This window comes from Stenotrophomonas rhizophila (assembly GCF_003751305.1).
Lineage (GTDB): Bacteria > Pseudomonadota > Gammaproteobacteria > Xanthomonadales > Xanthomonadaceae > Stenotrophomonas > Stenotrophomonas rhizophila_B.
The window spans coordinates 642060-656751 of record NZ_RJKV01000002.1 but is presented as its reverse complement, the minus strand read 5'-3'; the positions used below and the strand labels follow the sequence as shown (position 1 = coordinate 656751).

8 protein-coding genes are annotated in these 14692 nt (G+C 67.5%); 4 read left to right on the top strand and 4 right to left on the bottom strand.

Annotation, left to right across the window (positions count from 1 at the left end; genetic code table 11):
* Positions 1-267 precede the first annotated feature (267 nt).
* Both EDF74_RS11450 and EDF74_RS11445 read left to right on the top strand, forming a co-directional pair.
* A complete protein-coding gene (locus EDF74_RS11450; protein WP_123730240.1) occupies positions 268-3618 on the top strand; it encodes a GH92 family glycosyl hydrolase in 3351 nt (1116 codons plus the stop codon).
* Complete coding sequence (locus EDF74_RS11445) at positions 3615-4313, top strand: basic secretory family protein (protein ID WP_260232249.1); 699 nt, start codon at positions 3615-3617, stop codon at positions 4311-4313. Before EDF74_RS11450 ends, EDF74_RS11445 begins: the two co-directional genes overlap by 4 nt.
* A 497-nt stretch (positions 4314-4810) precedes the next feature.
* On the opposite strand, the gene EDF74_RS11435 is transcribed toward EDF74_RS11445, so the two are convergent.
* Positions 4811-7102, bottom strand: a complete 2292-nt coding sequence (locus tag EDF74_RS11435) for an NADP-dependent malic enzyme (RefSeq protein WP_123730238.1) — start codon at positions 7100-7102, stop codon at positions 4811-4813.
* A gap of 199 nt (positions 7103-7301) precedes the next feature.
* Positions 7302-8651: a dicarboxylate/amino acid:cation symporter gene (locus tag EDF74_RS11430; RefSeq protein ID WP_123730237.1), complete on the bottom strand. Its 1350-nt coding sequence runs from the start codon at positions 8649-8651 to the stop codon at positions 7302-7304.
* A 261-nt stretch (positions 8652-8912) separates the two neighbouring features.
* Here EDF74_RS11430 and EDF74_RS11425 point away from each other — a divergent pair, with 261 nt between their 5' ends.
* Entirely contained in the window at positions 8913-10079 is a 1167-nt protein-coding gene (locus EDF74_RS11425; RefSeq protein ID WP_123730236.1) for an OprO/OprP family phosphate-selective porin, read from the top strand.
* Between the two features lie 56 nt (positions 10080-10135).
* Entirely contained in the window at positions 10136-12787 is a 2652-nt protein-coding gene (locus EDF74_RS11420; RefSeq protein WP_123730235.1) for a hybrid sensor histidine kinase/response regulator, read from the top strand.
* Positions 12788-12797: 10 nt separating this feature from the next.
* Here EDF74_RS11420 and EDF74_RS11415 read toward each other — a convergent pair whose 3' ends face one another.
* Positions 12798-13448 (bottom strand): LuxR C-terminal-related transcriptional regulator, encoded by a 651-nt coding sequence (locus EDF74_RS11415; RefSeq protein WP_123730234.1) that lies wholly within the window; start codon positions 13446-13448, stop codon positions 12798-12800.
* 191 nt (positions 13449-13639) lie between these two features.
* On the bottom strand, positions 13640-14674 hold the full coding sequence (locus tag EDF74_RS11410) for an ABC transporter substrate-binding protein (RefSeq protein ID WP_260232280.1): 1035 nt from the start codon (positions 14672-14674) through the stop codon (positions 13640-13642).
* Between the last annotated feature and the right edge of the window lie 18 nt (positions 14675-14692).

The window sequence follows — 14692 nt, the reverse complement described above, 5'->3', positions numbered from 1 at the left end:
TGCTTTTAAATCGATCCAAATTCATTGTCAACAACGGGTATTGAAACGAATTTGCCGGATTTAGATCGAACTAATTGCACTTGTCAGGGCCAGTTGCCGTGATGCAGGATCGTCCGGGTACCGATCATCGACCCGATCGCCTGCCCGACCCCCACCGGACATGCATCGCCTCTTTCCTGCCGTCTGCCGATGGCTGGGGCGACGCCGTCCGCCGTGGCCATCGATGCGGGTCCTGCCTGCCGCCTGCCCTTCCCGGGAGACCCTTGCATGACCCTGTCCGACCTGCGCCCCGCCCGCCGTGCCCTTCCCTTCGCCCTGGCCCTGGCCTGCGCCTCGATCGCCCTGCCGGCTGCCGCGCAGGGCCTGCAGACCTCGTTCGAGCCGGGTCAGCCGGCCCCGGCCACGGGCGACGACGCGCTGCAGGTGCGGATCGGCACCGGGCCGGCGGCGCCCTATGCGGCCAAGCCCGGCGTCGGCTACAGCGGCCTGCATGCGCTGCATTACGCCAGCGCCGGTGGCACGACGCGCGGCCAGCTGTTCACGACCGACCTGGCCATCGAAGCCGATACCACCCTGTCCTGGCTGGTGCTGCCCGAGATTGTCGGCAAGGACACCGTCGCCTCGACCTACGTCTCGCTCGATCTGGTACTCGACGACGGCACCCGGGTCTCGGCCAGCGCCGCGCGCGATCACCACGGCGTGGCACTGGGTGCGCGTGCGCAGGGCGACTCGAAGACGCTGTACCCGCAACAGTGGGCGCGCAAAGCCGTTCGCCTGGGCGATACCCCGGCGCTGCGCGGACGCCGCGTGGTCGCGCTGGAGTTGGAGGTGGCCAGCGCCGACGGCGCGCCGGTAGCCGGCTGGATCGACGATGTCCGCCTGGACGCGCAACCGCGCAGCACGCCGCAGCGCCCCTCGGACTGGGTGCTGACCACCCGCGGCACGCAGGCCAATGGCACGTTCTCGCGCGGCAACAATTTCCCGGCGACCGCCGTGCCGCACGGCTTCAATTTCTGGACACCGGTGACCGATGCCGGCTCACTGACCTGGCTGTATCGCTGGAACGAACAGAACGATGCGGCCAACCGGCCCCGCCTGCAGGCGCTGGCGCTGAGCCACCAGCCCAGCCCGTGGATGGGCGACCGCCAGACCTTCCAGGTGATGCCGTCGGCGACCCGTGGCGTGCCCGAGGCCGACCGCAGCAAGCGTGCGCTGAGCTTCTCGCGAGAGAACGAGCGGGCCCGCCCGTACCGCTATGACGTGCGCTTCGACAACGGCATCGCCGCGTCGATCGCACCGACCGACCACGCCGCCGTCTTCCGCTTCGCGTTCCCCGAAGGCGGTGATGCCAACCTGCTGTTCGACAACGTCGACGCGCGCGGCGGGCTGACGCTGGATGCCACCACCCAGACACTCTCCGGCTATACCGATACCCGCAGCGGCCTGTCCACCGGCGCCACCCGCATGTATGTGGTGGCCAGCTTCGACCGCCCGTGGCGCAGCAGCGGCACGGTGAAGACCGGCCGCCCGACCGGCTACATCAAGTTCGATGCGGGCACCGACCGCCGCGTCTCCATGCGCATCGCCACCTCGCTGATCTCGGTCCAGCAGGCGCGCCACAACCTCGCACTGGAAGTGGCTGCCGACGACGATGTGGATCGCGTGGCCGCGCGCGCGCAGGAGGCGTGGGATCAGCGCCTGGCCCGCTTCGACGTGGGCGATGCCAGCGATGACCAGAAGACGACGTTGTACTCCAACCTGTACCGCCTCTACCTCTATCCCAATTCCGGCCATGAAAACGCCGGCACCGCGGCGGCACCGGACTGGCGCTATGCCAGCCAGGCCAGCGCCTCGGATGAGAACACCGATGGCAGCGCCACGCGCAGCTTCGCGCCGGTGCGCGACGGCAAGGTCTACGTCAACAACGGCTTCTGGGATACCTTCCGCACCACCTGGCCGGCCTATGCGCTGTTCACCAAGGACGATGCTGGTGCGCTGGTGCAGGGCTTCCTGGAGCAGTACCGCGCCGGGGGTTGGGTCGCCCGCTGGTCCTCGCCCGGCTATGCCGATCTGATGGTGGGCACGAGTTCGGACGTGGCCTTCGCCGATGCGTGGCTGAAGGGCATTGGTGGCTTCGACCCGCAGGAGGCCTACGCTGCCGCACTGAAGAACGCGACCGTGGTGCCGCCGGACCGCCATGTCGGGCGCAAGGGCATGGACCGTTCCACCTTCCGTGGCTATGCCACCGCCGATGTGCATGAGGGCATGTCGTGGACGATGGAAGGCGCACTCAACGATTTCGGCGTGGCCAACATGGCCGAGGTGCTGGCCAAGCAGGCCGATACGCCGGCCGCGCGCGAACGCTATGCCACCGAGGCCGACTACTTCCGTCACCGCGCGGGCACCTATGCCACGTTGTTCGATCCTGCCGCAGGCTTCTTCCAGGGCCGCAAGCCCGATGGCAGCTGGCGCCTGGATGCGAAGGACTACGACCCGCGCGTGTGGGGCCATGACTACACCGAATCCAACGGCTGGACGTTCGCCTTCACCGCCGCGCACGACGGCGAAGGGCTGGCGGCGCTGTACGGCGGCCGTGAACAGCTGGCGGCCAAGCTGGACACCTTCTTCGCCACGCCGGAAACCGCCGATGCCGCGTTTGCCGGTTCCTACGGCGGCACCATCCACGAGATGACCGAAGCACGCGATGTGCGCATGGGCATGTACGCGCACAGCAACCAGCCGGCGCACCACATCCCGTGGATGTACCTGTATGCCGGGCAGCCGTGGAAGACCCAGCAGCATGTGCGTGAGATCCTCTCACGCCTGTACCTGGGCAGCGAGATCGGCCAGGGCTACCCGGGCGATGAGGACAACGGCGAGACCTCGGCGTGGTATCTGTTCGCCTCGCTGGGCATCTACCCGCTGCGCATGGGCGCACCGGAGTACGTGATCGGCTCGCCGCTGTTCCGCCATGCCCGCGTGGTGCTGCAGGGCGGCGCGGTACTGACCGTCAACGCGCCGGAAAACTCGGACCGCAACATCTACGTGCAGTCGCTGAAGGTCAACGGCACCCCGTGGACCAAGACCTGGCTGCCGCACGAGCTGCTGGCCAAGGGCGCCACGCTGGACTTCGTCATGGGCCCGGAACCCTCGCGCTGGGGCAGCGGCCCGGACGATGCGCCGCGCTCGCTCACAGCGCGCGGCCAGCAGCCGGCCCTGCTGCATGATCTTCTCGGCAGCGGCGCGGCCGCCCAGCTCGGCGATGGCCGCGCGGCCGCCGCGTTGATCGATGACGACGCCGCCACAGCACTGCCGCTGGGTGGCTCGAGCACGATCACTTTCAGCAACGTCGCAGCGGGCATGCCGTCGATGTACACGCTGACCAGCGGCAACGGCCCGATCCACGGTGGCGAGTGGACGCTGGAGGCGCGCACCACCGGGGGGCGCTGGGTGCAGGTCGACCAGCGCCGTGGCGAAGCCTTCGCCTGGGCCATGCAGACCCGACCGTTCCGCATCGCCCAGCCGGGCCGCTACGCCGAATACCGGCTGCGCATCGGTGCACCGGGTCGCCTGCAATTGGCAGAAATCGAACTGCTCGCACCGGCGCCGACACGATGAGGACTGCCCTGCCCATCACCCGGCGCCTGCTGACCGCCGTGCTCGTCACCGCCGGGCTCGCCGATGCGCACGCGTTCGAGACCACACAGACCCGCGAGGACGTGACCCTGCACTACCGCGACGCCAGCGATGCGCTGGCCGCGCCGGTGCGGGAGCGCATCATCGAGACCTTCTTCGGCGCGTATCTGCGCGAGCGCGCCGATTTTCATCCGGCCGCACCGAGGCAGGTCGGCATCGTGATCGACCCGGCTTACGACGGCATCGCCTTTGTCGGCGAGAAGGCACAAGCGGCGACGATCACGATCAATCCGGCCTGGCTGCACAAACACCCGGGCGACATTGATCTGGTCACGCATGAGGCGATGCACATCGTGCAGGGCTACCCGGAGTACGCCAATGCGCGCGTGCCGGGCTGGCTGGTGGAAGGCATCGCCGACTACGCACGCGACCGCTATGGCAGGGACAATGCCGGGGCGGGCTGGGCGTTGCCGACGCAGGTCAAACCGGAGCAGAACGTCGCTACCGGCTACCGGGTCACCGGTGCGTTCCTGGCGTGGAGCGAGGCGCAACATCCCGGGCTGGTGAAGGCGCTGGATGGTGCGCTGCGTGAGGGCCGCTATACGCCGGCGCTGTGGGAGACCCTCAGCGGCGTGGCGTTGCCGGTGTTGTGGGCGCAGTACGTGCGGACACGCTGATTGCTCCGGGGGGCCGATCGGCGTCTGCGGGGAGCCGGCCAGCGGCCGGCACTACCGGTGCCATCGGTACCGTCAATACCATCGGTGCCAACGGGGCGATGGCAGGTACCGACCGTGGGTCGGCGCCGTCTTCAGCGCGCGCCAACCAAGCCGGCGTACAGCGCGAACAACTGCTGGAAATACCGTTTCGTCCGTTGATGGCGCATGACACCGTTCCCGTGGCTGATCGTGGTGGATCTGGTCGGGCCCAGGGTGGCGACGCCCCCACCGGAGCGCCGCCACGGCCGGGCCGCGTGGGGGTATTGGGCGCTTGGGACGTTGCAGAGCCATGACGTCTGTGCGGCGCGTGTGTGGCAGATGCACATGCCACAACGACCGCAGGCCAAAGGCACAAAGGATGCCTGCCGACCAACGGTCGGCAGCTACCCGTTTCGCTGCGCGAAACGAGAACGCGCCCCGAAGGGCGCGTTCTGGCAACCGAGAGGGGAAAGAACGCCTTACGCGTTCTTCTCCGCCTCCAGTTGCTTGCGGATCTGCGCATCCACGGCCGCGATGGCGGTCATGTTGAGCACGCGGCGCGAGGTCGCGCTGGTGGTCAGGATATGCACCGGCTTGGCCACGCCCATCAGGATCGGGCCGATCGCCACGCCGTCGGTGAACACGCGCACCAGGTTGTAGGCGATGTTGGCCGCTTCCAGGTTGGGCAGCACGAACAGGTTGGCACGGCCCTTCAGCGTGCTGTTGGGCAGCAGCTTCTGGCGCAGGGCTTCATCCCACGCGGTATCCCCCTGCATTTCGCCATCCACGTTCAAGCGCGGGTTGCGCTTGAGCAGCATCTCGCGGACCGCCCGCATCTTCAGCGCGTCCTTGGAGTCGTGGCTGCCGAAGTTGGAGTGCGACAGCAGCGCCACCTTCGGTTCGATGCCGAACAGCTTCATGCGGTAAGCCGCCTGCAGCGTCGCTTCGGTGATCTGCTCGGCGGTCGGGTCTTCCTGCACGTGGGTATCCACGAAGAAGAACACGCCCTGCTGGTTGATCACGCCGGTCATCGCCGAGGTGGAGGTCACCTTGGCTTCCAGCGGCAGCACGCTGCGCACATAGCCGAGCTTCTTGTGGAAGCGGCCGACCACGCCGGTCAGCATCGCATCGGCTTCGCCGCGCGCCACCATCACGGCGGCGATCAGGGTCGGCCGCGAGCGCATCAGGTTCTTGGCGGCGGCCACGGTCACACCGCGACGGCCGGTGAGGTTGTGGTAGTACTGCCAGTACTCGTTGAAGCGCGGATCATCGTTGATGTTGGTGATGTCGAAATCGACACCGGCCTTCATGCGCAGGCCGAGGCGCTCGACACGGGCCTCGATCACGTCCGGGCGGCCGATCAGGATCGGCTGCGCCAGGCCTTCATCGACCACGTTCTGCACCGCGCGCAGCACCACTTCTTCCTCACCTTCGGCGTACACCACGCGCTGCTTGTCCGACCGCGCGCGGTCGTAGACCGGCTTCATCATCAGGCTGGTGCGGTAGACGAACTGGGCCAGCTTCTCGCGGTAGGCGCCCATATCGGCGACCGGACGGGTGGCCACGCCGGAATCCATCGCGGCCTGCGCCACGGCACCCGACAGCTCCACCAGCAGGCGGCGATCGAACGGACGCGGGATCAGGTAGTCACGACCGAAGCTCGGGGTCTCATCGCCATAGGCCGAGCCCAGGTCGCTGGCCTCGCGGCGTGCCATCGCGGCGATCGCGTGCACGCAGGCGATCTTCATTTCTTCGTTGATCGCCGTCGCGCCGACGTCCAGCGCACCGCGGAACAGGTACGGGAAGCACAGCACGTTGTTGATCTGGTTCGGGTAGTCCGAACGACCGGTACCGATCAGCGCGTCCGGGCGAACCGAACGGGCTACTTCCGGCATGATTTCCGGGGTCGGGTTGGCGAGCGCGAAGATCACCGGATCCTTGGCCATGGTCTTGACCATGTCCGCGGTAAGGATGCCTGGCGCCGACAGGCCCAGGAAGATATCCGCACCATCGACGATCTCGGCCAGCGTGCGCTTGTCGGTATCACGCGCATAGCGCGCCTTTTCCGGGTCCAGATCGGTGCGACCGGTGTGGATCACGCCGTCGCGGTCGAAGGCCAGGATGTTCTCTTTCTTCAGGCCCAGCGAGACCAGCATGTTGACGCAGGAAATACCCGCCGCGCCCATGCCGGTGGTGGCCAGCTTCACCTCTTCGATCTTCTTGCCGGTCACGAGCATGGCGTTGAGCACGGCCGCGCCGACGATGATCGCGGTGCCGTGCTGGTCGTCATGGAACACCGGGATGTTCATCCGCTCGCGCAGTTTGCGCTCCACGATGAAACACTCCGGTGCCTTGATGTCTTCCAGGTTGATGCCACCGAAGGTCGGTTCCAGCGAAGCGATGATGTCGACCAGCTTGTCCGGGTCGTTTTCATCGATCTCGATGTCGAAGACATCGATGCCGGCGAACTTCTGGAAGAGCACGCCCTTGCCTTCCATCACCGGCTTGCCGGCCAGCGGGCCGATGTTGCCCAGGCCCAGCACGGCGGTGCCGTTGGAAATGACGGCAACCAGATTGCCGCGGGCGGTCAGTTCACTGGCCTGCTGCGGATCGACCATGATCGCTTCGCAGGCGTGTGCCACGCCCGGCGAATACGCCAACGACAGATCACGCTGGGTCAGCATCGGCTTGGTCGCTGCGACGCGGATCTTGCCCGGCGGCGACATGCGGTGGTAATCGAGAGCAGCCTGTTTGAAATCTTCGTTGGACATCGCTTTCTGCAGATGAATGGGCGAGAGGAACAGGGGATCATACCCCCGTTGGCGTGGACGGACCTGTCGCTACGCTGTCGCGGCGATGTTGCAACCGCACATATTCCAGCACCGCGCACCGGGCCTTGAAAACAAAACATGGCCGTGCCGCCCCGGCAGGAACGGCACGACCATGCACCACACAATCAGGGCATCGGGCTCAGTGCGCCGGGGCCGGCAGCGCGTCCGGCAGGTCGGCCACGACCAGCGGCGGCAGCTCGGCTTCGCGGCCGTCCAGCACCATCGCCAGGCGGTCGCGATCCAGCGCGTTTTCCCAGCGTGAGACCACCACGGTGGCCACCGCATTGCCGATGAAGTTGGTCAGCGAGCGGCATTCGCTCATGAAGCGGTCCACGCCCAGGATCAGCGCCATGCCGGCCACCGGCACTTCCGGCACCACCGCCAGGGTCGCGGCCAGGGTGATGAAGCCGGCACCGGTGACGCCGGCGGCGCCCTTGGAGCTGAGCATCGCCACCAGCAGCAGGGCGATCTGATGGCCCAGGGTCAGTTCGGTGTTGGTCGCCTGGGCGATGAACAGCGCCGCCAGGGTCATGTAGATGTTGGTGCCGTCCAGGTTGAACGAGTAGCCGGTCGGGACCACCAGGCCCACCACGGACTTGCTGCAGCCGGCCTTTTCCATCTTCTCCATCAGCGAGGGCAGCGCCGATTCCGAGGAGGAGGTGCCCAGCACCAGCAGCAGTTCGGCCTTGAGGTAACGGGCCAGCTTGAACACCGAGAACCCGCACAGGCGGCACACCACACCCAGGATCACCGCCACGAACAGGAAGGCGGTCAGGTAGAACGAGCCGACCAGCCAGGCCAGGTTGACCAGCGAGCCGACCCCGTACTTGCCGATGGTGAATGCGATCGCACCGAACGCGCCGATCGGGGCCGCCTTCATCAGGATGTGGACCAGGCGGAACACCGGGGCGGTCAGCGCCTCCAGGAAGGTCAGCACCGGACGACCCTTGGCGCCGGTCAGGGCCAGCGCGATGCCGAACAGCACCGCCACGAACAGCACCTGCAGGATGTTGCCTTCGACGAAGGCGCTGACCAGGGTGGCCGGGATGATGTCCAGCGCGAAGCCGACCAGGGTCAGCTCATGCGACTTCTGCACATAGCCGTTGACCGCGGTCTGGTCCAGATCGGCCGGGTTGATGTTCATCCCCGCGCCCGGCTGCACCACGTGCGCCACCACCATGCCCACGATCAGGGCCAGCGTGGAGAAGAACAGGAAGTAGGCCATCGATTTGGCGAAGACCCGGCCCACGGTGCGCAGGTGGGTCATGCCGGCGATACCGGTGACGATGGTCAGGAAGATCACCGGGGCGATGATCATCTTCACCAGCTTGATGAAGGCATCGCCCAGCGGCTTGAGCGATTCGGCGAAGGCCGGCTCGTAATGGCCGAGGATGGCACCGAGAACGATCGCCACCACCACCTGGAAATACAGTTGGCGGTAGAACGGCAGCGGCTTGGCTGCCAGCGGGGCGGTGGTGGGAACGTGCATGGGAAGCTCCGGCAGTGTCACGAAGGATGCCGGCCGCGCTGGGCGGCATCTGGCGTGGCCTTTTTACGCCCGCATCGGGCCAACGCAGATAACCTATTGGTACTAGCCCCCCGGTTCAGCTGACCGCACTGCCTACACTGGCCCGGCACCGCGCCCCCACGGCGGCGGGTGGCCCTGCGGCGGATCAAGGGTAAAATTCCCAAAGATTTGCCGTTCGCGGCCGTTGTTGTTCTGCCCCACTCTTACTTGCAGCTACCGCCCATGCGCTCTACACCCCTGTTCATTGCCCTGGCCCTGGCCACCGCCCCGCTCGCCGCCACCGCGGCCGACTGGGACAACTGGCCGACCAAGGCCACCTTCAGCGATGGCACCGAACTGGCCGCCACCGCCAACATCGCCTACGACCTGAACGACTTCTCCGGCAACAGCGGCATTGAGGATGCCGATGCCGTGCGCCGCAAGGAATTCGGCGCGACCCTGAAGAAGAAGGGCGTGTATGACGCCATGGTCTATTACGACTTCCAGTCCGATACCTGGCTGGACGTCTTCGTCCGCTTCGAAAGCAAGGCCTTCTTCGGCAGCGACATCGGCCGCTTCCGCTTCGGCTACATGAAGACCCCGGTCGGACTGGACGCGGGCACCTCCTCGCGCGCCGGCAGCTTCGTGGAGACCGCCCTGCCCGTGCAGGCGTTCTACGAAGGCCGTCGCACCGGTGCCGAATGGGTGCTGGAGCGCCCGCAGTACCTGCTGCAGGCCGGTGCCTACGGCGGCAAGGATCTGCAGGGTGACAATCCCGGCACCACCCAGGCCGTGCGTGCGGTGTGGACTCCGGTCAAGGCCGCGGGCGACGTGATCCACCTGGGTCTGGCCTATTCGCAGGAGAACCCGCGCGGTTACCGCGATGGTCGCGATGTCTCGCACCCGGCCAGCGCCCGCCTGCGCGCGCGCCCGGAAGCCGGCCTGACCGACATCCGCCTGGTCGACTCCGGTGCATTGACCACCGCCGACAAGATCGTCCGTACCGGTGTGGAAGGCATCTGGATCCGCGGTCCGTTCTCGCTGCAGGGCGAAGCGCTGCAGACCACGGTCAGCCGTGATGGCAAGCCGGATTACACCGGCAATGGCCAGTACGCAATGGCGAGCTGGATCCTGACCGGCGAATCGCGCCCGTACAACGCCGGTGCCGTGGCCAACGTGAAGCCGGCCCACAGCTACGGCGCGGTCGAGCTGGTGACCCGTTACAGCCGTATCGATCTGGATGACGCCGATGTGTTTGGCGGCCGTCAGCACGACTGGACCCTGGGTGCCAACTGGTACCTGACCTCGCACTTCAAGTTCCAGGCGAACTACGTGAAGGTCGACGCCAGCCGTCGTGGCGTCCGCAGCCAGCCGGAAATCTTCGAACTGCGCGCTCAGATGCACTTCTGATCCCGCCCGGCGGACGCGTTGACGCGCGTCCGCCGTGTCCTGCCTAGACTGACGGCATGTACCGCGTCTCCCGCTATCGCCCCTGGCTGCTGATCATCGCCCTGATGCTCGGCGGCACGGTGCTGTGCGCGCTGCTGGCCGGGCGCTATGCACAGCAGCGGGCGCTGGATGACGAAAGCCTGCAGGTCCGGCGCCAGCTGGGCCTGTACGCGCAGACCCTGCAGCAGCGGATCGATCGCTTCGGCACCTTGCCGCAGGTGCTGGCGCTGGATCCGGACCTGCACCAGGCCGTGTCCCACCCGCTCACCGCCGCAGAACGCCAGCGGCTGAATCTCAAACTGGCCCAGGCCAACAATGTCACCCGCGCCTCGACCCTGACGCTGATCGACAAGCACGGCATCGCCGTGGCGGCCAGCAACTGGGACCAGCCGACCACCAACGTCGGCGAGGACTACAGCTACCGCCCCTATTTCCAGCAGGCGATGGCGCACGGCAGCGGGCACTTCTACGGCATCGGCATGACCACTGCCGTGCCCGGCTACTTCCTTTCCCAGGCGATCTACGACGAACGCGGCGCCGTGCTGGGTGTGGTCGCGATCAAGATCGAACTGCGCGCGCTGGAGCAGGAGTGGCTGCAGAGCCCGGACATCGTGCTCGCCACCGATGCGCATGACGTGGTGTTCCTGGCCAACGGTGATGCGTGGCGCTACCGCCTGCTGCGCCCACTCGGTCCACAGGAACGCAACGAGATGCTGGCCACCCGCCAGTACGCGGATCGGTCGCTGCAGCCCTTGGAGGCGCGCGTCCTGGAGCTGCTCGCCGATGGCGGGCGTATGGTCCGCATCGAGCAGCCCGCGCTGCCACGGCCGGTGTTGTGGCAGACCCTGGCGCTGAGCGAGCCGCAGTGGAAGCTGCACCTGCTGCACGATGCCAGCGCCAGCACGGCGGTCGGCCGCAGCGCCGCGCTGGCCGCCGGCGGCATCTGGCTGGCGCTGTGTTTCCTGGGCCTGTTCGTGCAGCAGCGTCGGCGCCTGGCGGCCCACCGGCAGCGCAGCCGGCGCGAGCTGGAGAGCGTGCTCAAGCAGCACGCGCAGGAGCTGCGCACCGCCCAGGACGGCGTGCTGCAGGCCGCCCAGCAGGCCGACAGCGGCCTCAGCCGCAGCCTGGCGCACCTGCCGCAGGGCGTGGTGGTGATCGACAACGAGCAGAAGCTGGTGGCGTGGAACGCCCGCTATCTGGAGCTGTTCCGCTTCCCGACCGGGCTGATCCGGGTGGGTCGTCCGATCGAAGAGATCTTCCACTTCAACGCGCGCCGCGGCCTGCTCGGCCCCGGCCCGATCGACGAAGCCATCGAGCGCCGCCTGAACCACCTGCGCAGCGGCCGCCCGCACATGCGCGAGAGCGAGAAAGACGACGGCACCGTGCTGGAGATCCGCGGCAATCCGCTGCCCGACGGCGGTTTCGTCACCAGCTACGCCGATATCACCGCCTACAAGAACACCGCACGCGAGCTGCGCTCGCTCGCCGATGCGCTGGAGCATCGCGTCGCCGAGCGCACCCGCGATCTGGATGAAGCGCGCCGTGAAGCCGAGCGGGCCAACCGCTACAAATCGCGCTTCGTGGCCTCGGCCGTGCACGACCTGCTGCAGCCGTTGAACGCTGCGCGGATGTTCGTCTCGGTGCTGCGCGGCAAACTGCAGGGCGATGCCCGCGAGCTCAGCGAACATGTGGACGCCGCGCTGGCCGCGCAGGACGCCATCCTCAACAGCCTGCTGGACATCTCCCGACTCGAATCAGGTGCACTGAAGACGCATGTGCGTGCGTTCGCGCTGTCGCCGCTGCTGGAAACGCTGGCGCGTGAATTCGGCCTGGCCGCCGACAGCCGTGGCCTGCAGCTGCGCTGGGTGGACACGCGCGCGGTGGTAGTCAGCGATGAGGCCCTGCTGCGCCGGATCCTGCAGAATTTCCTGTCCAACGCACTGCGTTACACCCCGCGCGGCCGCGTGCTGATCGGCTGCCGCCGCGACGGCGGTCAGCTGCGCATCGAGGTGCACGACCAGGGACCCGGTATACCGGAGAGCCTGCAGGGTGAGATTTTCGAAGAGTTCCGACGCCTCGACGACGGGGTGGACCAGGAACGTGGTGCCGGGCTGGGCCTGGCGATCGTGGAGCGGATCGGCCGCCTGCTTGGCCACCCGATCCGGCTGCGTTCGACGCTGGGGCGTGGCAGCGTGTTTTCAGTGAGTCTGGCCCTGGGTGAGGCCGCGGACGTGGTGATCGCGCCGGCGCCCGCGGTCGCCCCGGTGGTCGATAGCGGCGATGACAGCCCGTTGCGCCACTGCCGGGTCTGGAGCATCGACGACGACCCGCGTGTCTGCGCCGCCACCCGCGCGTTGCTGGAGCGCTGGGGCTGTGTGGTGGAACTGGCCGATGGACCGCAGGCCGCGCTGGAGATCGCCTCGGCCTTCAACGTGCCCAGGCTTCTGCTGCTGGACGTGCGCATGGGCCAGTGGCACGGCCCGGATCTGTACGAACACCTGTGCGGCCTGTGGCATGCGCGCCCGCCGGTGATCCTCGTCACCGCAGAGCGCGATGACGCGTTGAAGGCCCACGCTGCGGAGAACGGCTGGGGCTTTCTGTCCAAGCCGGTGCGCCCGCCCGCGCTGCGGGCCCTGATGACACAGCTGCTGCTACGACACCGCAGCTGAGACCGTGCCGCTAGACGCCGGCGCCCGCATCGCCTTCCGGCTCCAGCGCTTTGACCAGCACCGCCGCCTGTGTGCGGCTGTGGCATTCCAGCTTCTTCAGGATCGCGGTGACGTGCACCTTCACCGTGTTCTCGGCCAGGCCCAGTTCGTAGGCGATCTGCTTGTTGAGCAGGCCATCGGCCAGGCACAACAGCACCCGGAACTGCTGCGGAGTGAGCTGCGCCAGGCGCGTGGCCAGCAGCGCATCGGATTCGGAGCGTTCGGCCGCCATCGCCGGGAACCAGACCCCACCATCGAGCACCGCGGCCACCGCCTGGCCGAGGGTTTCGGCCGGCGCGGATTTGGGAATGAAACCTGCCGCGCCGAACTGCTGCGCACGCCGGATCACCCGCGGGTGATCGTTGGAGGACACGATCACCACCGGCACGTCCGGATGCGCGCCGCGCACATGCAACAACGAGGAGAACCCGCGTGCACCGGGCATGGTCAGATCGAGCAGGACCAGCTCGATCTCCGCATGCTGGTCCAGCGCGCTCTCCAGCGTGGCGGCGCTGGCCACTTCGATCACAGTGACCTGCGGCAGCGCCTGGCGCAGCGAATGCACGACCGCAGCACGCAGCAGGGGATGGTCGTCGGCGACCAGAACGGTGATGTCACTCATGCGGGCCATTGTAATGAGGTTGACGGCCAGCGGCCGTCACTACCGGCATCCCTGCGGCGTAGCGGACCCAACCTGCCGATACACGTTGAGTGTCTGGAGAAGAGCCCCCTTCGTGTTGAAGGGGGCGCGCCAACGGCGCGGGGTTGAGGCGGAATGCGCGGGCAGCAGGGACGGCGAGGCCGTTGTCGGCCTCACCGTCCCTGCTGCATGCTGCCGCGCCATGCCTCCAGGAACTGGCGGCGCTTGAGCGCGTCCAGATATACCAGCAGGCCCGGGCCCAGCTGGATGGGGCGATAACTGCGCTCGGGCGAGGCGCCCCGGCGCTGGCCCGCCGCCGGCAGGATCGGCATCAAACGCGCTTCGCGGGAGAGCACCTGTTGCCCACGGGGCGACAGCAGGTAATCCAGGAACCGGCGGGCCTCCTCAGGGTGCTTTCCGCCGCGCGGGATCACCGCGGTACGCAGCATCACCAGCGTGTAGTCCTCCGGCTCGATGATGCCCAGCGGCGCGCCGGCATCGATGCGTGCCTGCGCGTAGGAGCCCAGCACGTTGTAGACCAGCGAGAGCTGGCCGCTGCTGACCCGGTCTAGCAGCACCCCGGTACGCTCCTCCAGCTGCACCCGGTTGTCTCCCAGTGCGCCCAGCAGCGCGCCGGCCATGCTGCCGCGCTGGCCATCCTGGGTGGCGAGCAGATACCCGACGCTGCTGCGTTGGACATCGTAGGTGCCGACCCGGCCCAGCAGCGGCGCATCCGGCGCGCGCAGCAGCTCCAGCAGTTGGCGACGGGTATGTGGCACGCGCGACGCGGGCAGCGTGCGCGTGTTGTAGACCATCGCGACCGGCTCATAGCTGATGCCGAATGCCTCGTGCCGCCACTGCGCCCAGGCGGGCAACGCATCGGTCTGCGCCGAGCGATGCGCCAGCGCGTGGCCATCGTTGACCAGCTTGGCCTGCAGGTCCATGCCACTGCTGATCAGCATGTCCGGTGCGGCCGCGCCGCTGCGATCACGCAGGTAACGCGCGTACATGTCCTGGGTGATGATGTCTTCGTAGATCACCTCCGTGCCGGGATGCAGCCGCTGGTAGTCGGCAATGACCGTGCCGAACACTTCGATGTCCGTCGAGCCGTGGATGCGCAGCTGCGCGGTCGGCGCGCCTTGCGCGGGGAAGCGCTGCACGTCGCCGGGATCGGCATAAGCCGTGGTGGCGAACAGCGACATCAACATCAACAGGCCCTGCCAGCG

Coding starts and splice junctions, on each gene's coding strand:
- EDF74_RS11450 (WP_123730240.1), top strand. CDS start 268: ATGACCCTGTCCGACCTGCGCCCCGCCCGCCGTGCCCTTCCCTTCGCC.
- EDF74_RS11445 (WP_260232249.1), top strand. CDS start 3,615: ATGAGGACTGCCCTGCCCATCACCCGGCGCCTGCTGACCGCCGTGCTC.
- EDF74_RS11435 (WP_123730238.1), bottom strand. CDS start 7,102: ATGTCCAACGAAGATTTCAAACAGGCTGCTCTCGATTACCACCGCATG.
- EDF74_RS11430 (WP_123730237.1), bottom strand. CDS start 8,651: ATGCACGTTCCCACCACCGCCCCGCTGGCAGCCAAGCCGCTGCCGTTC.
- EDF74_RS11425 (WP_123730236.1), top strand. CDS start 8,913: ATGCGCTCTACACCCCTGTTCATTGCCCTGGCCCTGGCCACCGCCCCG.
- EDF74_RS11420 (WP_123730235.1), top strand. CDS start 10,136: ATGTACCGCGTCTCCCGCTATCGCCCCTGGCTGCTGATCATCGCCCTG.
- EDF74_RS11415 (WP_123730234.1), bottom strand. CDS start 13,448: ATGAGTGACATCACCGTTCTGGTCGCCGACGACCATCCCCTGCTGCGT.
- EDF74_RS11410 (WP_260232280.1), bottom strand. CDS start 14,674: ATGTTGATGTCGCTGTTCGCCACCACGGCTTATGCCGATCCCGGCGAC.